The sequence below is a fragment of the Salmonella sp. SSDFZ54 genome, from assembly GCF_004010735.1.
Taxonomy (GTDB): Bacteria; Pseudomonadota; Gammaproteobacteria; order Enterobacterales; family Enterobacteriaceae; genus Salmonella; species Salmonella enterica.
The window spans coordinates 3682161-3704756 of the sequence record NZ_CP034819.1 but is presented as its reverse complement, the minus strand read 5'-3'; the positions used below and the strand labels follow the sequence as shown (position 1 = coordinate 3704756).

20 protein-coding genes, 1 tRNA gene and 2 other RNA genes are annotated in these 22596 nt (G+C 53.5%); 15 read left to right on the top strand and 8 right to left on the bottom strand.

Annotated elements, in window-relative coordinates; genetic code table 11:
• Positions 1-47: 47 nt before the first annotated feature.
• A complete protein-coding gene (gene lrp / locus EOS97_RS18245; protein ID WP_000228469.1) occupies positions 48-542 on the bottom strand; it encodes a leucine-responsive transcriptional regulator Lrp in 495 nt (164 codons plus the stop codon).
• Positions 543-1088: 546 nt separating this feature from the next.
• Between lrp and trxB the strand changes: the two genes are divergently transcribed.
• The 6 genes from trxB to infA all read left to right on the top strand — a co-directional run bounded on the left by trxB (position 1089) and on the right by infA (position 6939).
• The gene (gene trxB, locus EOS97_RS18240) at positions 1089-2057 is read left to right on the top strand and encodes a thioredoxin-disulfide reductase (RefSeq protein WP_127836185.1); all 969 of its coding nucleotides are present in this window, start codon (positions 1089-1091) and stop codon (positions 2055-2057) included.
• Positions 2058-2171: 114 nt separating this feature from the next.
• Positions 2172-3938, top strand: coding sequence for a cysteine/glutathione ABC transporter permease/ATP-binding protein CydD (cydD, locus tag EOS97_RS18235; protein ID WP_001044524.1), 1767 nt, complete (start codon positions 2172-2174; stop codon positions 3936-3938).
• Positions 3939-5660: a cysteine/glutathione ABC transporter ATP-binding protein/permease CydC gene (cydC, locus tag EOS97_RS18230; protein ID WP_001202250.1), complete on the top strand. Its 1722-nt coding sequence runs from the start codon at positions 3939-3941 to the stop codon at positions 5658-5660.
• Positions 5661-5704: 44 nt separating this feature from the next.
• On the top strand, positions 5705-6409 hold the full coding sequence (gene aat / locus EOS97_RS18225) for a leucyl/phenylalanyl-tRNA--protein transferase (protein ID WP_001241650.1): 705 nt from the start codon (positions 5705-5707) through the stop codon (positions 6407-6409).
• Positions 6410-6793, top strand: coding sequence for a membrane protein (locus tag EOS97_RS18220; protein ID WP_001539595.1), 384 nt, complete (start codon positions 6410-6412; stop codon positions 6791-6793).
• The gene (gene infA, locus EOS97_RS18215) at positions 6721-6939 is read left to right on the top strand and encodes a translation initiation factor IF-1 (protein WP_001040187.1); all 219 of its coding nucleotides are present in this window, start codon (positions 6721-6723) and stop codon (positions 6937-6939) included. The genes EOS97_RS18220 and infA overlap by 73 nt, the downstream gene beginning before the upstream one ends.
• Before the next feature lie 90 nt (positions 6940-7029).
• Here infA and EOS97_RS18210 read toward each other — a convergent pair whose 3' ends face one another.
• Entirely contained in the window at positions 7030-7941 is a 912-nt protein-coding gene (locus tag EOS97_RS18210; RefSeq protein ID WP_000597928.1) for a LysR family transcriptional regulator, read from the bottom strand.
• A gap of 108 nt (positions 7942-8049) precedes the next feature.
• On the opposite strand from EOS97_RS18210, the gene EOS97_RS18205 reads away from it, so the two are divergent.
• From EOS97_RS18205 to EOS97_RS18185, 5 genes are all read left to right on the top strand, one after another.
• On the top strand, positions 8050-8910 hold the full coding sequence (locus tag EOS97_RS18205) for a pirin family protein (RefSeq protein ID WP_000809969.1): 861 nt from the start codon (positions 8050-8052) through the stop codon (positions 8908-8910).
• A 19-nt stretch (positions 8911-8929) separates the two neighbouring features.
• Positions 8930-9607, top strand: coding sequence for a hydrolase (locus EOS97_RS18200; protein WP_000097893.1), 678 nt, complete (start codon positions 8930-8932; stop codon positions 9605-9607).
• Positions 9608-9754: 147 nt separating this feature from the next.
• Positions 9755-9841 (top strand) — tRNA-Ser (locus EOS97_RS18195).
• A 48-nt stretch (positions 9842-9889) separates the two neighbouring features.
• Positions 9890-10025: non-coding RNA, RtT sRNA (locus EOS97_RS18190), on the top strand.
• 49 nt (positions 10026-10074) lie between these two features.
• A non-coding RNA gene (locus tag EOS97_RS18185) (RtT sRNA) lies at positions 10075-10208 on the top strand.
• Between the two features lie 376 nt (positions 10209-10584).
• On the opposite strand, the gene clpA is transcribed toward EOS97_RS18185, so the two are convergent.
• From clpA to EOS97_RS27240, 3 genes are all read right to left on the bottom strand, one after another.
• Positions 10585-12861, bottom strand: coding sequence for an ATP-dependent Clp protease ATP-binding subunit ClpA (gene clpA / locus EOS97_RS18180; RefSeq protein WP_000934064.1), 2277 nt, complete (start codon positions 12859-12861; stop codon positions 10585-10587).
• 30 nt (positions 12862-12891) lie between these two features.
• Positions 12892-13212 (bottom strand): ATP-dependent Clp protease adapter ClpS, encoded by a 321-nt coding sequence (gene clpS / locus EOS97_RS18175; protein WP_000520789.1) that lies wholly within the window; start codon positions 13210-13212, stop codon positions 12892-12894.
• A gap of 95 nt (positions 13213-13307) precedes the next feature.
• Entirely contained in the window at positions 13308-13385 is a 78-nt protein-coding gene (locus tag EOS97_RS27240; RefSeq protein ID WP_212742690.1) for a hypothetical protein, read from the bottom strand.
• Positions 13386-13535: 150 nt separating this feature from the next.
• Between EOS97_RS27240 and cspD the strand changes: the two genes are divergently transcribed.
• Complete coding sequence (cspD, locus tag EOS97_RS18170) at positions 13536-13757, top strand: cold shock-like protein CspD (protein ID WP_000447499.1); 222 nt, start codon at positions 13536-13538, stop codon at positions 13755-13757.
• 129 nt (positions 13758-13886) lie between these two features.
• Here the strand turns inward: cspD and macB are convergent, their stop codons facing one another.
• The gene (gene macB, locus EOS97_RS18165; RefSeq protein ID WP_000125895.1) at positions 13887-15833 is read right to left on the bottom strand and encodes a macrolide ABC transporter ATP-binding protein/permease MacB; all 1947 of its coding nucleotides are present in this window, start codon (positions 15831-15833) and stop codon (positions 13887-13889) included.
• Positions 15830-16948, bottom strand: a complete 1119-nt coding sequence (gene macA, locus EOS97_RS18160; RefSeq protein WP_001201754.1) for a macrolide transporter subunit MacA — start codon at positions 16946-16948, stop codon at positions 15830-15832. Before macA ends, macB begins: the two co-directional genes overlap by 4 nt.
• Positions 16949-17093: 145 nt before the next feature.
• Between macA and EOS97_RS18155 the strand changes: the two genes are divergently transcribed.
• The gene (locus EOS97_RS18155) at positions 17094-18044 is read left to right on the top strand and encodes a VirK/YbjX family protein (RefSeq protein ID WP_001519667.1); all 951 of its coding nucleotides are present in this window, start codon (positions 17094-17096) and stop codon (positions 18042-18044) included.
• Here the strand turns inward: EOS97_RS18155 and EOS97_RS18150 are convergent.
• Positions 18041-19699, bottom strand: coding sequence for an ATP-dependent endonuclease (locus EOS97_RS18150; protein WP_000599770.1), 1659 nt, complete (start codon positions 19697-19699; stop codon positions 18041-18043). The genes EOS97_RS18155 and EOS97_RS18150 overlap by 4 nt on opposite strands.
• 201 nt (positions 19700-19900) lie before the next feature.
• Between EOS97_RS18150 and EOS97_RS18145 the strand changes: the two genes are divergently transcribed.
• Both EOS97_RS18145 and hcp read left to right on the top strand, forming a co-directional pair.
• On the top strand, positions 19901-20800 hold the full coding sequence (locus EOS97_RS18145) for a lysine exporter LysO family protein (RefSeq protein ID WP_000491118.1): 900 nt from the start codon (positions 19901-19903) through the stop codon (positions 20798-20800).
• A gap of 143 nt (positions 20801-20943) precedes the next feature.
• Positions 20944-22596, top strand: a complete 1653-nt coding sequence (gene hcp, locus EOS97_RS18140; RefSeq protein WP_000458791.1) for a hydroxylamine reductase — start codon at positions 20944-20946, stop codon at positions 22594-22596.

The following is a 22596-nucleotide window of genomic DNA, read 5'->3' as shown; positions in this document are numbered from 1 at the left end:
TTAACAGGAGTGTAATCAAACTACGGCGATTTTGCACCTGTTCCGTGTTAGCGTGTCTTAATAACCAGACGATTACTCTGTTTTACCTCTTCCATCACTACGTAAGTTCGGGTGTCGTTCACACCTGGCAAGCGCAGCAACGTCTCTCCCAATAGTTTTCGATACGCTGACATATCCGGTACACGGGTTTTCAACAGGTAGTCGAAATCGCCGGAAACCAAATGACACTCCTGAATCTCTTCAAGCTTTTGCACGGCGGCATTAAACTGTTCAAACACATCCGGCGCGCCGCGATTTAAGGTAATCTCAACGAATACCAGAAGTGACGCATCCAGATAATGCGGGTTCAACAGCGCCGTATAGCCCTGGATAAACCCCTGTCGCTCCAGCCGACGCACACGCTCAAGGCAAGGTGTCGGCGAAAGTCCTACTCGTTTAGAAAGCTCGACGTTGGAAATACGCCCATCCTTTTGCAGTTCATTAAGAATGTTACGATCGATACGGTCGAGATCTTTGCCAGGGCGCTTCTTGCTATCTACCATTATTATTGTCTCTCTGTATTCCTTCCCTACTCCTGCCTGACTCTACTCACATCACTGTTCAGAGTCGCTGCCCATCACAATAGACCGAAACCCAGAGGGATTAACGGCGCGCAATGCCTGGTCTATGGTGAGAAGACCGTTGCCTCGCGGCAGCTATCGACATCACGAGTGGCGTCTGTCCACGCCATGCGTAGATTTCACTAGCCCGGTAAACATGGTATTTACATGCATGATTATGAAGCACATACATAACACAGTTTTTTTCTTCCTCGAATGTTTTCGCAAAACAGCAGGTGATTGTCAAAGCAAAACATCGATTTTTAGTACAACATGCCAGTTATTCATTAGAGAGGGCGGTAAACTGTCATTTCGTCACCTTATAAGTTACCGATTTTAATTAAAATTTGTGATGATAACGTCGCTGTCGCGGTCGTTCATCGGTTCATGCTATTACACATATTGTTAACAAAATCGTTATGCTCTTTTTTTACGTCTGTAAATTCCCTACAATTCTGCTCATTGTCTGCCAACAACTATGGGGATCTCATGGGCACGACCAAACACAGTAAGCTGCTTATTCTGGGCTCAGGACCGGCGGGATATACCGCGGCGGTGTATGCCGCGCGCGCAAATTTACAGCCGGTACTTATTACCGGTATGGAAAAAGGCGGTCAACTGACTACCACGACGGAAGTGGAAAACTGGCCCGGCGATCCAAACGATTTGACCGGCCCGCTGCTGATGGAACGCATGCATGAACATGCGGCAAAATTTGAAACCGAGATAATCTTTGATCACATCAACAAAGTGGATCTGCAAAATCGTCCGTTCCGTCTGACAGGTGACAGCGCAGAGTACACTTGTGATGCGTTGATCATTGCGACCGGCGCTTCCGCGCGCTATCTGGGGCTGCCATCGGAAGAAGCCTTTAAAGGGCGCGGCGTTTCCGCCTGCGCAACCTGCGACGGTTTCTTCTACCGCAATCAGAAAGTGGCGGTGATCGGCGGCGGCAACACCGCGGTTGAAGAAGCGCTTTATCTGTCCAACATCGCTTCGGAAGTGCACCTTATCCATCGCCGTGACGGTTTCCGCGCTGAAAAAATCCTCATTAAGCGCCTGATGGATAAAGTCGAAAATGGCAATATCATCCTGCACACCAACCGGACGCTGGAAGAAGTGACCGGCGATCAGATGGGCGTCACCGGTCTGCGTCTTCGCGACACGCAGCAGAGCGATAATATCGAGACGCTGGACATCGCCGGACTTTTCGTAGCCATCGGTCATAGCCCAAACACGGCGCTCTTCGAAGGCCAGCTTGAGCTGGAAAATGGTTATATCAAAGTTCAGTCCGGCACCCATGGCAACGCCACACAAACCAACATCCCTGGCGTATTCGCGGCGGGTGACGTCATGGATCATATTTACCGTCAGGCGATCACCTCTGCAGGTACGGGCTGTATGGCGGCGCTGGATGCTGAACGCTATCTCGATGGTCTGGCCGACGCGAGCAAATAGTTTTTACAAATCAGTAACAAAAGTAAAAAAGGCGACTATAAGTCGCCTTTATTTTTGCGTCGTTGTAACATTGCCCCTGCCTGAAATTCTAATAACTCACCTGCTAAGCGTGCAATGAATAAAACCCGTCAAAAAGAGCTGACCCGCTGGTTAAAACAGCAAAGCGCAATCTCCCAACGGTGGTTGAATATTTCCCGCCTGTTGGGGTTCATGAGTGGCGTATTAATTGTCGCTCAGGCCTGGATCATGGCGCGTATCCTGCAACATATGATCATGGAGAACATTCCACGGGAAGCGCTGTTGCTCCCTTTTATCCTGCTGATACTGGTCTTTGTCCTCCGCGCCTGGGTGGTGTGGTTGCGCGAGCGCGTCGGTTTTCATGCCGGACAGCATATTCGCTTTGAGATCCGCCGTCAGGTGTTGGATCGTCTGCAGCAAGCTGGCCCAGCCTGGATTCAGGGCAAGCCCGCCGGTAGCTGGGCGACGCTGGTGTTGGAGCAGATTGACGATATGCATGACTATTATGCGCGCTATCTGCCGCAAATGGCGCTTGCCGTTTGCGTACCGCTCTTAATCGTGGCGGCGATTTTCCCGTCAAATTGGGCGGCGGCGCTGATTCTGCTGGGCACTGCCCCGCTCATTCCCCTATTTATGGCGATGGTGGGAATGGGCGCGGCTGACGCCAACCGCCGCAATTTCCTGGCGCTTGCCCGGCTAAGCGGCCATTTTCTTGACCGTCTGCGCGGGATGGAAACGCTGCGAATTTTCGGTCGTGGAGAAGCGGAAACCGAGAACATTCGCGCAGCATCGCAGGATTTTCGTCAGCGCACGATGGAAGTTCTGCGCCTCGCCTTTTTATCTTCCGGCGTGCTGGAGTTTTTCACCTCGCTTTCTATTGCGCTGGTCGCCGTTTATTTTGGCTTCTCTTACCTGGGCGAGCTGAACTTTGGTCATTACGGTACCGGTGTGACGCTCGCCGCCGGGTTCCTCGCCTTGATCCTCGCGCCGGAGTTTTTCCAGCCGTTACGCGACCTCGGCACGTTTTATCATGCTAAGGCGCAGGCGGTTGGCGCGGCGGATAGTCTGAAGACGTTTCTGGAAACACCCCTCGCCCACCCGGCGCGCGGCGAAGTTGAGCTGGGGGAAAACGAACCTGTAACCATTGACGCAGTCAATCTTATTATCACCTCGCCAGAAGGCAAAACGCTTGCCGGGCCGCTGAATTTCTCATTAGCGGCAGGAGAACGCGCCGTCCTGGTAGGACGCAGCGGTTCCGGTAAAAGCTCTCTGTTGAATGTATTATCCGGTTTTCTCTCCTATCAGGGATCTTTGCGTATTAACGGTGTCGAGCTTCGCGATCTCTCGCCGGAATCCTGGCGCCAGCATCTCTCCTGGGTTGGGCAAAACCCGCAATTACCTGCGGCGACGCTACGCGAAAATGTATTACTGGCGCGCCCGGACGCCAGCGAGCAGGAACTTTATGCCGCGCTTGACGCCGCATGGGTAAGCGAGTTTTTACCGCTGCTGCCGCAGGGAGTAGACACCCCGCTCGGCAATCATGCCAGCAGACTTTCCGTCGGCCAGGCACAGCGTGTAGCGGTCGCCCGCGCGCTACTTAATCCCTGTCAACTGCTACTGCTGGATGAACCGGCGGCAAGCCTGGACGCTCACAGCGAGCAACGCGTCATGCAGGCGTTAAAAGCGGCGTCAAAACGCCAGACCACATTAATGGTGACGCATCAGTTGGAAGATCTCGCCGACTGGGACGCTATCTGGGTTATGCAAGATGGCGCGATTGTCGAACAAGGCAGTTATGCCGAACTCAGCGCCGCCAACGGCGCTTTTGCGACGTTATTGGCTCACCGTCAGGAGGATATTTAAATGCGCGCGCTACTCCCTTATCTGACGCTTTATAAACGCCATAAATGGATGCTAACGCTGGGAATTGCGCTGGCAATCCTGACACTGCTTGCCAGTATCGGGCTGCTGACGCTTTCCGGCTGGTTCCTGTCCGCGTCCGCTATCGCAGGCTTCGCGGGAATTTACAGTTTTAACTATATGCTCCCGGCAGCCGGCGTGCGCGGCGCGGCCATTACCCGTACCGCCGGTCGTTATTTTGAACGTCTGGTAAGTCATGACGCCACGTTCCGCGTGCTGCAACATCTGCGTATTTATACCTTCAGCAAACTTTTACCGCTCTCCCCCGCGGGTCTGGCGCGTTATCAGCAAGGTGAACTGCTGAACCGCATCGTTGCCGACGTCGACACGCTGGACCATCTCTATTTGCGCGTCATCTCCCCGCTGGTCGGCGCTTTTGTAGTGATTATGATTGTCACCCTGGGGCTTAGCGTTCTCGACGTGACGCTGGCGATCACGCTGGGCGGCATTATGCTGTTGACGCTGTTTATTATGCCGCCGGTGTTTTATCGCGCCGGCAAAAATACCGGCCAAAATCTGACGCATCTACGAGGTCAGTATCGCCAACAGCTCACGTCATGGTTACAGGGCCAGGCGGAACTCACCATTTTTGGCGCCAGCAAACGCTATCGGGCGCAAATGGAAGCCACCGAATTACAATGGCATGAGGCCCAACGCCGACAGTCTGAACTGACCGCCTTATCGCAGGCGTTAATGCTGCTGATTGGCGCGCTGGCGGTGATGTTAATGTTGTGGATGGCCTCCGGCGGCGTTGGCGGCAATACGCAGCCCGGCGCGCTCATCGCGCTGTTTGTCTTCTGCGCGCTGGCGGCTTTCGAGGCGCTTGCGCCCGTTACCGGCGCATTCCAGCATCTGGGGCAGGTTATCGCCTCTGCGCTTCGTATCACTGAATTAACGGAGCAAAAACCGGAGGTGACCTTTCCACAGGCAGAAACTCCCGCGCCGGAAAAGGTCACACTCACCCTGCGGGACGTTTCGTTTCGTTATCCCGACCAGCCGATTAATGCGCTCAATGCCCTCTCATTACAGGCTAATCCTGGCGAGCATGTCGCTATTCTGGGGCGTACCGGCTGCGGAAAATCAACGCTGTTGCAGCTACTCACCCGCGCCTGGGACCCGCAACAAGGCGAAATTCTGCTCAACGATCTTCCGCTATCCTCGCTGAGCGAATCCGCCTTACGCCGGACTATCAGCGTGGTGCCGCAGCGTGTCCACCTGTTCAACGCCACGCTGCGTGATAATTTATTACTGGCGGCGCCCAATGCCAGCGACGAAGCCCTTTCCGACATGCTGCGTCGCGTCGGCCTCGAAAATCTGCTCGAAGATAGTGGGCTTAATAGCTGGCTCGGCGAAGGCGGTCGCCTGCTATCCGGCGGCGAACTTCGTCGTCTGGCCATCGCCCGCGCGCTGTTGCATGATGCTCCGTTAATGCTGTTGGATGAGCCCACTGAGGGGCTGGATGCGACCACCGAGAGCGAAATGCTGGAATTACTTGCCGATGTGATGCGCGAGAAAACCGTCCTGATGGTGACTCACCGTTTGCGCGGCCTGGCCCGTTTTGATCAAATCATCGTAATGGACGACGGGCGCATCATTGAGCGAGGCACTCATGCAGAATTGTTAGCCGGACAAGGGCGCTATTATCAGTTTAAACAACGTCTGTAAGCTATTATTGAACGATCCGACTTGCGTACTGGAGTTTCGCCGTCATGCGTCTGGTTCAGCTTTCCCGACATTCTATCGCCTTCCCTTCGCCGGAAGGCGCTTTACGCGAGCCTAACGGTTTACTGGCACTGGGCGGCGATCTCAGCCCTGCCCGGTTGTTAATGGCCTACCAGCACGGGATTTTCCCGTGGTTTTCGCCGGGCGACCCGATTCTGTGGTGGTCGCCCGATCCGCGCGCCGTGCTGTGGCCTGAAAAGTTTCACCTCAGTCGCAGCATGAAGCGCTTTCACAACGCATCCCCTTACCGCGTGACGCTCAATTACGCTTTCGACCGGGTCATTGATGGATGCGCCAATCACCGTGACGAAGGCACCTGGATAACGCGTGGTATTGAGGAAGCCTATCGCCGATTACATGAATTGGGCCACGCGCACTCCATTGAAGTGTGGCGCGATCGGGAACTGGTCGGCGGGATGTATGGCGTCTCGCAGGGGGCGCTATTTTGCGGCGAATCGATGTTTAGCCGCCAGGAGAATGCCTCTAAAACCGCACTGCTGGTTTTTTGCGCTGAATTTACCCGCCACGGCGGTAAACTTATTGATTGTCAGGTACTTAATAGTCATACCGCCTCGCTCGGTGCCATTGAAATTCCACGTCGTGACTACCTCGATCACCTCGCGGCCTTACGCCAACAGCCGCTGGCCTCCCGTTTTTGGGTGCCGCGGACATTATTTTTGCCCCGGAAGTGAATGTTTTCGGCACATTTTTTATTGGGGTGTTATAATTGCTGCCGCAGAATTGGTTTAGCTCATTATCCCGCAGCCCGTTGTCAGGTAACGCCCATCGTTTATTTCACCGTTCCCTTATATGTTGCGCTTATGTCGATACATCAGGCGGTAGTATCAGGGAAAAGGTGTATAACGCGGCGTTGTCGTGTGTCGCGGAATCATGTGCTAAACCTGGTTTGCTGTGTTTTAAACGCACAAATCTTTACTTATCAAAAGAAGTTCGGCATTATCTTGCCGGTTCAAATTATGGTAGTGATACCCCAGAGGATTAGATGGCCAAAGAAGACAATATTGAAATGCAAGGTACCGTTCTCGAAACGTTACCTAATACCATGTTCCGCGTAGAGTTAGAAAACGGTCACGTGGTTACTGCACACATCTCCGGTAAAATGCGTAAGAACTACATCCGCATCCTGACGGGCGACAAAGTGACCGTTGAGCTGACCCCGTACGACCTGAGCAAAGGCCGCATTGTCTTCCGTAGTCGCTAATTGTCTCCTCACGCCCTGAAGGGCGGCTGGATAAAAGGTCGGTTTAACCGGCCTTTTTTGCGTCCATTAAGTCGATGAATGACGAGCAGGTTACTCTTCCACCATCCGCGCATACTCTTCTGTCAAAAAATCGACCAACGCGCGTACGGAAGGTAATAATCCTCGCCGGGATGGGAACACAGCATGAATAACCTCCCGCCGGGGCTCCCACTCTTCCAGCACCGCGACCAGTTCACCGGCGGCCAGTTGTTCTTTCACCATTAAGACAGGTAACTGCACAAGCCCCACGCCCGCCATAGCCGCCTCGCGTAGCGCCAACATGTCTGTAGTAATCATACGCGGGGTAAAATGAACTTCCGCACGCGCGCCCTGCGGGCCGTAAAGTTCCCAGCGGTGGATATGCTTGCCGGATGCAAGACTTAGCCCTGGCCAATGGCTCAACTCCGCCGGCGCGGAAGGGATTCCCATCCGTGCGATAAGATCCGGGCTGGCAAACAGGCGATGCCCTCTGTCAGCCAGGACGCGCATCACCAGGTCGCTATCTTCAAACGGGCGCGGCCTGACGCGAATCGCCACATCCACCCCCTCCCCTACGACGTCCACCCGACGATTGGTCGCTTCAAGCTGTAGCGAAACATCAGGATAACGCGCCATAAATTTCGCCAGCATTGGGCCGATGTGTACATGCAGCAGCGTCACCGGGCAGGTCAGCTTCACGATACCGCGAGGCTCTACCTGCAATGCGGCAATGGCATCCTGCGCCGCCTGAGCTTCCACCAGCATCGCTTTACAGTGCTCATAGAATGTTTGTCCCACTTCGGTAACGTTAAACTGCCGGGTAGTTCGCTGAATCAATCGCACGCCCAGCCGTTCCTCCAGTTGCGCAATACGCCGGCTCAGTTTTGATTTTGGTTCATCAAGCGCACGCCCCGCCGCGGCAAACCCACCCTCTTCGACCACATGCACAAACCACGCAAAATCATTGAGATCCGTTTTTATCATTACATTGTCCTATTAATGGAACGGTATGAGCCATTTTAGCCACTACCGAACCTTTTGTCATGAATATAAGCTTATTCACATCAAGACAACGCCACTGAGGAGAACACCATGAAACAGATTACAGGCGTCTATACCGCACCTCGCCCGCACTGGGTTGGCGATGGATTTCCGGTTCGTTCACTCTTTTCTTATCAGTCACATGCGCAGCAGTTGAGTCCATTCCTGCTGCTGGATTATGCCGGGCCACACACATTTACGCCGGGTAATGAAAAACGCGGCGTTGGGGAGCATCCACACCGCGGTTTCGAGACCGTGACGATTGTTTATAGTGGCGAAGTCGAGCATCGGGACTCTACCGGTCGCGGCGGCGTTATCGGCCCGGGCGACGTTCAGTGGATGACCGCAGGCGCAGGCATTTTGCATGAAGAGTTCCATTCCGACGCGTTTACCCGTCGGGGCGGCGAACTGGAAATGGTGCAGTTGTGGGTTAACCTTCCCATGAAGGACAAAATGACCACCCCGGGTTATCAAAGCATTACCCACGATGTTATCCCGACCGTTACGTTGCCGGATGACGCCGGAGTCGTGCGGGTCATCGCAGGGCGTTATGAAGAGACAAAAGGCCCGGCGCACACTTTCTCGCCGCTCAATGTCTGGGATATGCGCCTGCAACGCAATCGCCAGCTTACATTGGCACAGCCGGAAGGATGGAGCACCGCGCTGGTGGTACTGAAAGGCAATATCACGGTGAACGGCACGACGCCGGTCAACGAAGCGCAACTGGTGGTATTGAGCCAGCAAGGGAAAACACTGCACCTTGAGGCCAGCAGCGACGCCAGCGTATTGCTGTTATCAGGCGAGCCGCTGAATGAACCGATTGTGGGTTACGGCCCATTTGTTATGAACACGAAACAAGAGATCGCAGAAGCAGTCCGCGATTTCAACTCCGGCCGTTTTGGCCAAATCTGAAAACATGAAGGAGAACACGATGTCAAGTCCTGCTAATTTTAATGGTTTGCGCCCGGTAATTGATGTTAACGATTCCGTGATGCTTTTAATCGATCATCAAAGCGGTCTTTTCCAGACCGTAGGCGATATGCCAATGCCGGAATTACGCGCTCGCGCCGCGGCGTTGGCGAAGATGGCGACGTTAGCGAAAATGCCGGTCATTACCACGGCATCCGTACCGCAAGGTCCGAACGGCCCGCTGATCCCGGAGATCCACGCTAATGCGCCACATGCGCAGTACATTGCGCGCAAAGGTGAAATTAACGCCTGGGATAACGAAGATTTCGTTAAGGCGGTAAAAGCGACGGGTCGTAAGACGCTGATCATTGCCGGGACGATTACCAGCGTGTGTATGGCATTCCCGGCCATTAGCGCGGTAGCGGAAGGTTATAAGGTATTTGCCGTGATCGACGCATCCGGCACCTACAGTAAGATGGCGCAGGAGATCACCCTGGCGCGTATCGTACAGGCTGGCGTCGTACCGATGGATACTGCCGCAGTCGCCTCTGAGCTGCAAGGCACCTGGAACCGTGAAGACGCCGCCGCGTGGGCCGACGTTTATACTCAGGTATTCCCGGCCTATCAACTGCTGATCGAAAGCTACAGCAAAGCGCAGGATGTGGTGAAAAACAACGAAATGTTGGATTCACAGCGTTAATTTGCCCCCCGCGCCAGTTTGGGCGGGGATTATGTCTATTGCATGAGCAAACGACAGTGAATATGTAAATTCTGCTTGACCGTTTTAGCGCAACTCCCTATAGTAGCGCCCCGTTGCCCCCCAAGCGGTCAGGCAGCAATACAATATGGTGAGGTGTCCGAGTGGCTGAAGGAGCACGCCTGGAAAGTGTGTATACGGCAACGTATCGGGGGTTCGAATCCCCCCTCACCGCCATATTTAAGTTGAGAGCCTGTACAGAAGTACGGGCTTTTTGCTTATATGTATCCCCCAAACCAAGGGGGGATGAGAACCACCGACCGGGGTTCGACAACTGGCGCAGCCAGTTGGACAGACGACGAGCTTGCGAGGAGACTGCCCGAAGGGCGAGCGCAGCGAGTCAATCCCCCCCTCACCGCCATATTTAAGTTGAGAGCCTGTACAGAAGTACGGGCTTTTTGCTTATATGTATCCCCCAAACCAAGGGGGGATGAGAACCACCGACCGGGGTTCGACAACTGGCGCAGCCAGTTGGACAGACGACGAGCTTGCGAGGAGACTGCCCGAAGGGCGAGCGCAGCGAGTCAATCCCCCCTCACCGCCATATTTAAGTTGAGAGCCTGTACAGAAGTACGGGCTTTTTGCTTATATGTATCCCCCAAACCAAGGGGGGATGAGAACCACCGACCGGGGTTCGACAACTGGCGCAGCCAGTTGGACAGACCGGGCGCACAGCGAACGGGCTGCCCCGAAGGGGCGAGCAAAGCGAGTCAATCCCCCCCTCACCGCCATATTTAAGTTGAGAGCCTGTACAGAAGTACGGGCTTTTTGCTTATATGTGACCCGTCGATTACCGGATGATGACGCAATTTACAAGCGCCTTATCCGCCTACCGCGAGCACAACACCATCAGGCTAACTATTAGCTGGCATAAAAAAACCGGGCGCTAAGGCCCGGTTTGTACGGCAGTGAAACGAAGATTAATGCGCGGCTTCCGGCTTGTGCTTTTGCGCACTCTGGAAGCCATACGTCAACGCATTTTTCTCTTTATCCAGTGCGACGGTGACCTGTCCGCCATCAACCAGCGATCCAAACAGCAACTCATTGGCCAGCGGTTTTTTCAGGTTATCCTGAATCACACGCGCCATCGGTCGTGCGCCCATCGCCCGGTCATAGCCCTTTTCCGCCAGCCAGTCGCGCGCTTCCTGACTGACTTCCAGAGAGACGCCTTTCTGATCCAACTGAGCCTGCAACTCGACGATAAACTTATCGACAACCTGATGAATCACCTCGCCAGACAGATGATCGAACCAAATAATGTTGTCGAGACGGTTACGGAACTCCGGCGTAAACACTTTCTTGATCTCGCCCATCGCATCGGTACTGTTGTCCTGATGAATAAGACCAATAGATTTACGTTCGGTTTCTCGCACGCCGGCGTTGGTGGTCATCACCAGCACCACGTTGCGGAAATCCGCCTTACGGCCATTGTTATCGGTCAGCGTACCGTTATCCATCACCTGCAGCAGCAGGTTAAAGACATCCGGGTGCGCTTTTTCGATCTCATCCAGCAGCAGCACCGCATGAGGATGCTTAATCACCGCATCCGTCAGCAGCCCGCCCTGGTCGAAACCGACGTATCCCGGAGGCGCGCCGATCAAACGGCTCACCGTATGACGCTCCATATATTCAGACATATCGAAGCGCAACAGCTCAATACCCAGCGCTTTTGAAAGCTGTACCGTAACTTCAGTTTTCCCTACGCCAGTTGGCCCGGCGAACAAGAATGAGCCGACAGGTTTATGCTCATGGCCCAGACCCGCACGACTCATCTTAATAGCTTCGGTCAGCGCCTCAATCGCGTTATCCTGGCCGAAGACCAGCATTTTCAGACGATCGCCCAGGTTCTTCAGCGTATCGCGATCGCTCTGCGAGACGCTCTTTTCAGGAATTCGCGCAATTCGCGCCACTACGGACTCAATATCCGCCACGTTGACCGTTTTCTTACGTTTGCTCACCGGCATCAGACGCGCCCGAGCGCCCGCTTCGTCAATCACGTCAATGGCTTTATCCGGCAGATGGCGGTCATTGATATATTTTACCGCCAGCTCGACCGCCGCACGCACCGCTTTCGCGGTATAACGCACGTCGTGGTGCGCTTCGTACTTAGGTTTCAAGCCGTTGATAATTTGCACCGTCTCTTCCACCGAAGGCTCGGTAATATCAATTTTCTGGAAACGGCGTGCTAATGCGCGGTCTTTCTCAAAAATATTGCTGAATTCCTGATAGGTCGTTGAGCCGATCACCCGGATCTTGCCACTGGAAAGCAGCGGTTTAATCAGATTTGCCGCATCCACCTGTCCGCCCGACGCCGCGCCAGCGCCGATAATGGTATGGATTTCATCGATAAACAGGATGCTGTTGGTATCCTGCTCAAGCTGTTTCAGCAACGCCTTAAACCGTTTTTCAAAATCGCCGCGGTATTTGGTGCCCGCCAGCAGCGAACCGATATCCAGAGAGTAAATGGTGCAATCGGCCATCACTTCCGGCACATCGCCCTGCACGATACGCCAGGCCAGCCCTTCGGCAATCGCCGTTTTGCCGACGCCGGATTCCCCTACCAGCAACGGGTTATTTTTACGGCGACGACACAAGACCTGGATCGCGCGTTCAAGTTCTTTTTCACGACCAATCAGCGGATCGATGCCGCCCACGCGAGCAAGTTGGTTAAGATTCGTCGTGAAGTTTTCCATACGTTCCTCCCCGCCAGCTTGTTCGTCGCCAGTTGGCTGATTGCCGAGATCGGAAGATTGGCTCGGTTCGTCTTTTCGCGTCCCGTGAGAAATAAAGTTCACGATATCCAGACGGCTCACTTCATGCTTACGCAGCAGATAAGCCGCCTGTGATTCCTGTTCGCTAAAGATAGCCACCAGCACATTCGCGCCAGTCACTTCACTACGCCCGGAAGACTGAACGTGGAAGACGGCACGTTGCAGGACACGCTGGAAACTTAACGTCGGCTGCGTATCACGCTCTTCTTCACTGGCAGGCAGTACGGGTGTGGTTTGTTCAATGAAGGCTTCGAGTTCCTGACGGAGCGCCACCAGATCCACGGAGCATGCTTCCAGCGCTTCGCGAGCCGATGGGTTGCTGAGCAGCGCCAGCAACAGATGCTCGACGGTCATAAACTCATGACGGTGCTCGCGCGCCCTGGCGAAAGCCATGTTTAAACTGAGTTCCAGTTCTTGATTGAGCATAGGCACCTCCCCCAATTTTTATACCTGCATTCAGGCTTTTTCCAGCGTACACAGCAACGGATGCTCGTTCTCCCTTGCATACTTGTTCACCATCGCCACTTTGGTTTCCGCCACCTCGGCGGTGAACACGCCGCAGATGGCTTTGCCTTGATAGTGAACTGCAAGCATCAATTGCGTTGCACGTTCTACATCATAAGAAAAGAATTTTTGTAACACGTCAATAACAAACTCCATCGGAGTGTAGTCATCATTGACTAATATCACTTTATACATAGATGGCGGTTTTAGCGCGTCGCGCACGCTATCTTCCACCAACTGGTCAAAATCCAGCCAATCGTTCGTCTTACCCATTGTCAGTCGTCATTATCGGTTACGGTTGTCGGCAGAAAAATCTGCCGCTGACCAGAGTCTATGCACACAATCAATCTACCTCAATTGATAGATAACTAACATCTATCAGTACCATCCGCGACATCTGTCACATTCCCGGCAATAGCGTTAACTGCTTCAAATTTTTGATTCATTTTTACCCGATCCCCCCTGCCTGATGCTTGACGCCTCGCCTGATTTCTCTAAATTGTAATGTCGAGAGTTGGTGAGGTTTTGAACAGCCCCCACTCCGTCACCGGTTCATTCCATCTTACTTATATAAGATTTACGAAGGATGTCGAAGCATGGAAACGGGTACTGTAAAGTGGTTCAACAATGCCAAAGGGTTTGGTTTCATCTGCCCTGAAGGCGGCGGCGAGGATATTTTCGCCCATTATTCCACCATTCAAATGGATGGTTACAGAACGCTTAAAGCCGGACAGTCTGTCCGGTTTGATGTACACCAGGGGCCAAAAGGCAATCACGCCAGCGTCATCGTGCCCATCGAAGCAGAGGCCGTTGCATAGCTCCTCTGTCTCATTGTGTACATCCAGGAGGCAAAATGCCAGCCCGATCGGCTGGCATTTTTATTTAACGCCAGTTCCTGATAGCAACACCGTTGCATCTTATCAGGCCGACAAATGACGTCAGCAAGATTACTCCCTTGCCAGCGCCTCCACCGGGTCCAGTCGCGCCGCGTTTCTCGCCGGTAGCCAGCCAAACAGTATCCCGGTAAACGTCGAACATAAAAACGCGCTCGCCAGCGCAGTCAGTGAAAAACCGATCTCCCAGCCGGGCAGGAAAAGCTGTAGCATAAATGCGATGAACATCGACAAGCTAATCCCCAGCGCTCCACCAACCAGGCAAACCAGCACCGCTTCAATAAGAAACTGCTGTAGCACATCGCTGGCGCGCGCGCCTACCGCCATACGGATGCCGATTTCACGCGTTCGCTCGGTGACGGAAACCAGCATAATATTCATAACGCCGATGCCGCCGACAACCAGCGAAATGACGGCCACCAGCGTCAGAAATAACTGAAGAGTATAGGTGGTTTTTTCAGCCGTTTTCAGGACGCTGTCCATATTCCAGGTGAAGAAGTCTTTTTTACCGTGGCGTAAGGTGAGCAGGCGGGTAAGCTGCTGTTCAGCCTGATCGCTATCAACGCCATCTTTCACACGAACGGTGATCGAGTTAAGCCATGACTGACCCATTATGCGATCTGACATCGTGCTATAGGGCAACCAAACTTGCAACAGATTGCTATTGCCGTACATGGACGGTTTCTCTTCCGCCACGCCAATAACAATAACCGGCATATTACCCACCAGCACCACTTCCCCTACGACATTCGCTTTATTTGGAAATAGCTGGCGTCGCGTGTTGGCATCCAGCACCACCACCTGCGCGCGATCCTGTTGTTGTACAGCATTGAAGGTGTTCCCCTCCCTAAAGGACATGCCGTAAACGTTAAAATAATCGCCACTGACGCCATTAGCATTTACGGCAATATCAATATTGCCATAGCGAAGACGTAGGCTCTTTGAAACGCTGGGCGTCGCAGAGTTAACCCACGGCTGTTTCTGAATAGCCACCAGATCGTCATATTTCAGCGCCTGTCGATACTGCGGGTTGTCGTCGCCAAAATCTTTGCCTGGATGAATATCAATCGTGTTAGTGCCCATAGCGCGGATATCCGCCAGTACCATCTGTTTTGCGGCGTCGCCGACCACCACAATCGACACCACCGACGCAATACCGATAATAATTCCCAGCATGGTCAGTAAAGTACGCATTTTGTTAGCGGCCATCGCTAACCACGCCATTGACAGCGCTTCGCGAAAGCTGCTGGCAAATTGCCGCCAGCCGGGAGCCGTATTAACTACGGCAGCGTCAACGCCCTGTTCGCGTTTCTTTTCCTGCGCGGGCGGATTATGGACAATCTTGCCATCGTGAATTTCAATAATCCGCTCCGCCTGGGCGGCAATCAGCGGATCGTGCGTCACAATGATCACCGTATGTCCGCGATCGCGCAGTTGGCGCAAAATCGCCATCACCTCTTCGCCGGAATGACTATCCAGCGCGCCGGTCGGCTCATCCGCCAGAATCACCTGTCCGCCGTTCATCAGCGCGCGGGCAATACTGACACGCTGCTGCTGTCCGCCAGAAAGCTGTGAAGGTGGGTAATCGACGCGATCGCTTAATCCCAGCCGCAAAAGCAACTCTCTGGCGCGCGCCTGGCGTTTTTTGCGTTCAATGCCGGCGTAGACGGCGGGGATTTCAACATTTTGCGCTGCCGTTAAATGCGACAACAGATGGTAGCGCTGAAAGATAAAGCCAAAATGCTCACGCCGCAGCTGCGCCAGCGCGTCCGGGTCCAGCGTCGAGACGTCCCGCCCCGCCACCCGATAAGTGCCGCTGGTCGGTTTATCCAGGCACCCGAGGATATTCATCAGCGTTGATTTTCCAGAACCGGAAACGCCGACGATCGCCACCATCTCCCCGGCGTGGATTTGCAGGGAGATATCTTTCAACACCGCCACCTGCTCTTCTCCGGAGGGGTAGCTGCGACTCACATTGCGCAGTTCAAGCAATGCCGTCATGGCGTCGCTCCTGGCCTGCTCTCACCGATGATCACCTCATCGCCCGCTTCCAGACCTTTAACCACTTCCACGTCTGTATCGTTACGCTCGCCAATGATCACTTCGCGCTCACGTTTTTCGCCGTTACGCAACAGCGCCACTTTATAACGATTGCCGCCCACCGGTTCGCCAAGCGCGGCGAGAGGAATAATCAACACATTTTTGACATCCATGAGTTGAATATAAACCTGTGCGGTCATATCAAGACGCAAGATTCTTTTGGGATTCGGCACTTCAAACCGGGCGTAATAAAAAATAGCATCGTTGATCTTTTCCGGCGTCGGCAGAATATCTTTTAAAACGCCTTCATAGCGCGTTTGCGGATCGCCTGCAATGGTGAACCATGCTTTCTGCCCCGCCCGAAGATGGATCACGTCCGCTTCCGAGACCTGCGCTTTTACCAGCATAGTGCTCATATCCGCCAGCGTCAGAATATTGGGCGCCTGCTGAGCTGCAATCACCGTTTGTCCTTGCAGGGTAGTGATTTGCGTCACTTCCCCCGCCATGGGAGCAACAATACGGGTATATTCCAGGTTGGTTTTCGCGGTGTCCAACGAGGCCCGATTACGTTTGATCTGGGCATCTATGGTGCCAATACGCGCCTGTTTAACCGCCATCTCCGTCGCCGCGGTATCCAGATCCTGTTGCGATACCGCCTGAGTCTTAGCTAACTGCTGCTGGCGCGCCAGCGTAACCCGCGCCAGCTTTAACTCAGCGGCTGCCTGCTGACGCTCTGCGTTCAGCTCCATCAGGGTGGCCTCGACCTCTTTTATCTGGTTCTCCGCCTGATCTGGGTCAATCACGCCGAGTAGCTGATCTTTTTTAACGTTATCGCCAATGGAGACCAGCAACGTTTTCAACTGGCCGCTCACCTGCGCGCCGACATCCACTTTACGCAACGCGTCCAGTTTTCCAGTCGCCAGTACACTCTGTTCAAGATCGCCTGGCCGCACGATTAATGTCTGATAAGTTGGCAGCGGCGCATTTAGCATTCGCCAGCCAGCCATCCCCCCCACTAAAAGAATTAAAATAATGACCAGATAACGCTTTTTAAATTTCTTTCCCTTAGCACGCATAGAAACCCTGACGGCAAAATTTCAACCAGAAAGTAAACCGTATCTAAACAAACCTGACACAATAAAGATAGCGTCGGCTGTATTGACGATTGGTTAATGTTTCCTGTGGTTCAATCTCGACAATCTTATGTCGCGGATTACGATCATGACACAGCTTACAGATAATACCTGGTACACTTCAGATTACATCTCTCCTTTACAATTATTTATTCGTCTGACGCGCGGGCAATTACAGCCAGGAAAATTCTGGCGTAAAGCCAGCTTTCGTCGCAAGTTTTTAATCCGCTCATTAGTCATGCCGCGTGCGACCAGCCAATTACTGACCAATCTCACCCAATGGCCGGAGTTAAATACGTTACTTGCTCGTCAGCCGCGTTTGCCTATTCGGCTACATCGTCCTTATATGGCTGTAAATATTAAACGCGATTTCGCCTTAGACGCTCTGTGTTTTCATTATCAACAGATGCGCCAACTTTTATCGCGGGAACAACAAGTTAGCTATTTAAGTCAGTATGGCCTGAATCTTGCTAAATTTGAAACTAAAACCGGCGAGTTGTTTCAACTTGATTTAGTCAGTCTGGTCTCACTGGATAAAGAAGGTGAAAGCACTATTGTTGTTCGCGACGCACAGTTACGTATTCTGGCAGAGATCACATTTACCCTGTGTCGCTTTAACCAACAACGCACACTATTTATCGGCGGATTACAGGGCGCGGCAAACGACGTCCCTCACGAAATTATCCAGCAGGCGACCAAAGCCTGCCATGGTCTTTTTCCCAAACGCATCGTGATGGAGGCTCTCTGTCAGTTTGCGCAAGTCTTTCAGGCAGAAAAGATTATAGCTGTGAGTAACGATGCGCACGTTTACCGTAGCTGGCGATACATGGATAAAAAGACGCAAATGCATGCCGACTATGACGCGTTTTGGGAATCGTTAGGCGGTGAAAGAATTAAAGGGAATTACTATACGCTACCGCTGGCGATCGCCCGAAAAAGCGAAGCGGAGATCGCCAGTAAAAAACGGGCCGAGTATCGCCGCCGCTATGCGTTACTCGATAGCGTCGTCGAACAGGTTCCGGCCACATTCAAACGTTAATCCGCCCGGCCCCGCGCCAGCCAAACCACGCGCGAGAACATCTTTCTGAACAGCGGCGGCACGGCGTCAATTCCCCGCCGCCCGGCTTCCATCGCGACTTCAATCGCCAAATCCGGCTTTGACGAGCGGTGGATAGCTTTAGTGATAATTTTCCGGGTATTCATCGGCACATTAGGCGGAAGCTGCGCAACCCGGTGAAAAACATCGGCAAAGCCCTGACGATACATAAAATGTTCCATATCCAGCGCAGGCAGCGCCGTGAGATGTTCGCGTTCTTCTTCCCGATCGTTATTAAGCAGACTGCGGACCGTCGCGGCATATTTTTTCCCCGCTTCGTCGCCATCCACCAGGACATGCCACTCGATTCCCATACGGCGGGCGAACTTCACCAGCGGTTTCAGGCCAGACTGAGCAAACTCAATGACTTTAATGCCCTCCGCATCAAAATGATGTCCACACTGACGCGCCAGCTCATTAATAACCCAGGTTTCCGTCTCGCCTTCCACCAGTAGCCAGCAACGCGCAAACAGCGACGACGCGCGATTAAAGCGGATATGAAAGGCGATGCGCCGTCCATCTTCCGCGCTTAACCCGCCCGGGCCCAGACGCCAGGCAGCGACGCGGGAAGATTCGCGCACCAGCCGTACGACATGCTCCACCGGCGTTAGCGAGAGCAATTCGCCTGAGTTGGTTGTCGCTATCCGCTGTAGCGGTAACAGATTGAGCAATTGCCAGGCGACTGAAAGCATAATGGGATGTAAACGGGTTTCCGGATCTTCCACCAGCAGTAATGGTCGCGCGTCTTTATGTAACCGCAGCGTCCCTTTCGCCTGTAACAGCGTGGAGAAAAGCCCCAGCAGGATCACCCGATGCGACCGGCTGCCCGGTTTGTCGATCATCCGATTAATAATATCCAGATAGCGCCAGCTACGTTGCTCATTTTGCGAACGCCGGCGCATGAGTCGGTGACGCGCCTGTCCTGCGCCCTGCTCTGAGAAATAGTGCTCAAGCAGTTGCACCATCGCGGACAGTCCCTGACGAATCTGCCCGTCGGTTAAATTTTGCGGCCGGGTCGCCAGCTCACGCGCCAGAAAATCCAGCTGTCGGGCCGTGACTTCAACATCCGGCACATTGGGCACCGTACCGTTGCGAATACGCCGCATAAAGCGCGCATCGCGCAAACGTAGCACTGGCATCAGACGAACCAGGTGGCGCACCTGATCGTTAATATTTTCCACCGGCAATGGCTGCCCATCGCTATTGAGAAAACTGCGCAACGTCATCACGCTGCCATCGGCGCCGCATTCGCCCTCTAGCCGATAAAAAATACGGTGAAAATCATCCTCGCAAGGCGACCAGCATGCTTCCAGCGCTCGATAACGACGTACCCGATGCCGCCCTGGCTGCGTTTCGCGAAAAGTCAGAATAATATGCAGGTGATGCTCGCGTCCTTTTATGTCGCCAGGCGGAAACCAGAAATCCTCACGGACAAAATGGTAAAGATCGAGTTCCGGCGACAATAACAGAGTCAGCGCATCCAGCAGGCTGGATTTCCCCCAGGCGTTTTCCCCAATCAGCACGTTGTTTTGCTCCAGCATCAACGACAGTCGGTTGATACCGCGAAATCCTACTATTTCAACGCGTTCGAGAATCATGCTTCCTCCAGAAAAACGTCATCACTCCATTAAATTCACCGCAGTATAACGGCAAATGCTTCCGCCTGGCGTGATATTCCCCCCCTTTGCCTGGGGCAAATGTCTGATAAATGTACGGCTGACGGTGTCGCTTTACTGATAGTCTGGAATTCGGTAGTGTCATGTACGCTATTCAAACAATAAAAAAGGGCCCGGCTGTTCATGTTTTCAGGACTTTTAATCATTCTGGTTCCACTGATTGTGGGCTATCTCATTCCACTGCGACATAAAGCCGCATTACAACTCATTAACCGGCTACTGAGCTGGATCGTGTATCTTATTCTCTTTTTTATGGGAATAAGCCTGGCGTTTTTGGATAACCTCGCCAGTAATCTGGTGGCGATTTTTCATTATTCCGCCGTCAGTATTACGATTATTTTATTGTGTAATATCGCCGCCTTATTGTGGCTGGAACGTATCCTCCCGTGGCGTCACCATCATCAGCAGGAAAAACTGCCTTCGCGTATTGCCATGGCGCTGGAGTCGCTGCAACTGTGCGGCGTAGTGGTATTGGGGTTTGTTATCGGCCTGAGCGGACTCTCTGTTTTACAGCACGCCACCGAAGCCAGTGAATATACGCTGATCTTTTTATTGTTCCTGGTGGGGATTCAGCTACGAAATAGCGGCATGACCTTAAAGCAAATTGTGCTTAACCGCCGGGGAATGATGGTCGCGGTCGTTGTCGTGGCAAGCTCATTACTGGGCGGCGTGATTAATGCGTTTATCCTGGACTTACCGCTAAAAACCGCCCTGGCGATGGCGTCAGGTTTCGGCTGGTACTCTCTTTCCGGTATTTTGCTGACGGAGTCGTTTGGACCGGTTATCGGCAGCGCGGCATTTTTTAACGATCTGGCCCGCGAGCTCTTAGCCATTATGCTTATTCCCGGTCTGGTTCGCCGCAGCCGTTCAACGGCGTTGGGCCTGTGCGGAGCGACTTCAATGGACTTTACGTTGCCGGTATTACAGCGCTCCGGCGGCGTAGAGATTGTTCCGGCGGCTATCGTACATGGCTTTATCCTCAGCCTGCTGGTCCCCCTCTTAATGGCGTTCTTCTCGGCCTGATACCTCTTTGGCGGTAGGCATCTGCCGCCAAAATTGCGCTAAATCAATCTCCTTGCACATTATGGCAGAAATCCCTTTTATCCCTTTGTTCACAGGCATAACCTTAAACATGTATATTAAATATAACTTTAAAAGGTGTGACCATGTTTTGTGTGCAATGTGAACAAACCATCCGTACACCAGCCGGAAACGGCTGCTCTTACGCGCAGGGAATGTGCGGTAAAACAGCTGAAACGTCCGATCTGCAGGATCTGCTGATTGCGGCTTTGCAAGGTTTGTCTGCCTGGGCGGTGAAGGCCCGTGAATATGGCATCATTAATCACGACGTTGATAACTTTGCGCCGCGCGCGTTTTTCTCCACGCTGACCAATGTTAACTTCGACTCTCCGCGTATCGTCGGCTACGCCCGTGAAGCGATTGCCTTGCGTGAAGCGTTGAAAGCGCAGTGCCTGAGCGTGGATGCCAATGCGCATTGCGACAATCCGATGGCCAATCTGCAACTGGTTAGCGACGATCTGGGCGAACTGCAACGTCAGGCGGCGGAATTTACCCCGAATAAAGACAAAGCCGCCATTGGCGAGAACATCCTCGGCCTGCGTCTGCTGTGCCTGTACGGTCTGAAAGGCGCGGCGGCGTATATGGAGCACGCGCACGTTCTCGGTCAATACGACAACGACATTTACGCGCAGTACCACAAAATCATGGCCTGGCTGGGCACCTGGCCTGCTGACATGAACGCGCTGCTGGAGTGCGCAATGGAAATCGGCCAGATGAACTTCAAAGTGATGAGCATTCTGGATGCCGGTGAAACCACCAAATACGGTCACCCAACGCCGACTCAGGTCAACGTCAAAGCGACTGAAGGCAAGTGCATTCTGATCTCCGGTCACGATCTGAAAGATCTCTACAACCTGCTGGAGCAGACCGAAGGCACCGGCGTTAACGTCTACACTCACGGTGAAATGCTGCCCGCACATGGCTATCCGGAACTGCGTAAATTCAAGCATCTGGTCGGTAACTACGGCAGCGGCTGGCAGAATCAGCAGGTCGAGTTCGCCCGCTTCCCTGGCCCAATCGTGATGACTTCTAACTGCATTATCGACCCGACCGTGGGCAGCTATGACGACCGTATCTGGACCCGTAGCATCGTCGGCTGGCCGGGCGTTAGCCATCTTGAAGGCGATGACTTCGGGCCGGTCATTGCCCAGGCGCAGCAAATGGCGGGCTTCCCGTATAGCGAAATTCCGCATCTCATCACCGTCGGTTTTGGCCGTCAGACCCTGCTCGGCGCTGCCGATACGCTCATCGATCTGGTCAGCCGTGAAAAACTGCGCCACATCTTCCTGGTCGGCGGCTGTGACGGCGCGCGCGGCGAGCGTAACTACTTTACCGATTTCGCCACCAGCGTACCGGATGACTGCCTGATCCTGACCCTGGCCTGCGGTAAATACCGTTTCAACAAACTGGAGTTCGGCGACATCGAAGGGCTGCCGCGTCTGGTCGATGCCGGTCAGTGTAACGATGCTTACTCCGCGATTATCCTGGCGGTGACGCTGGCGGAAAAACTGGGCTGCGGCGTCAACGATCTGCCGCTATCGCTGGTGCTCTCCTGGTTTGAGCAGAAAGCGATCGTGATTCTGCTGACGCTGCTGTCATTAGGCGTGAAAAATATTATCACCGGGCCGACCGCGCCGGGCTTCTTCACGCCGGATCTGCTGGCTATCCTCAACGAGAAGTTCGGTCTGCGTTCCGTGACCACCGTTGAAGAAGACATGAAGCAATTGCTGAGCGCGTAA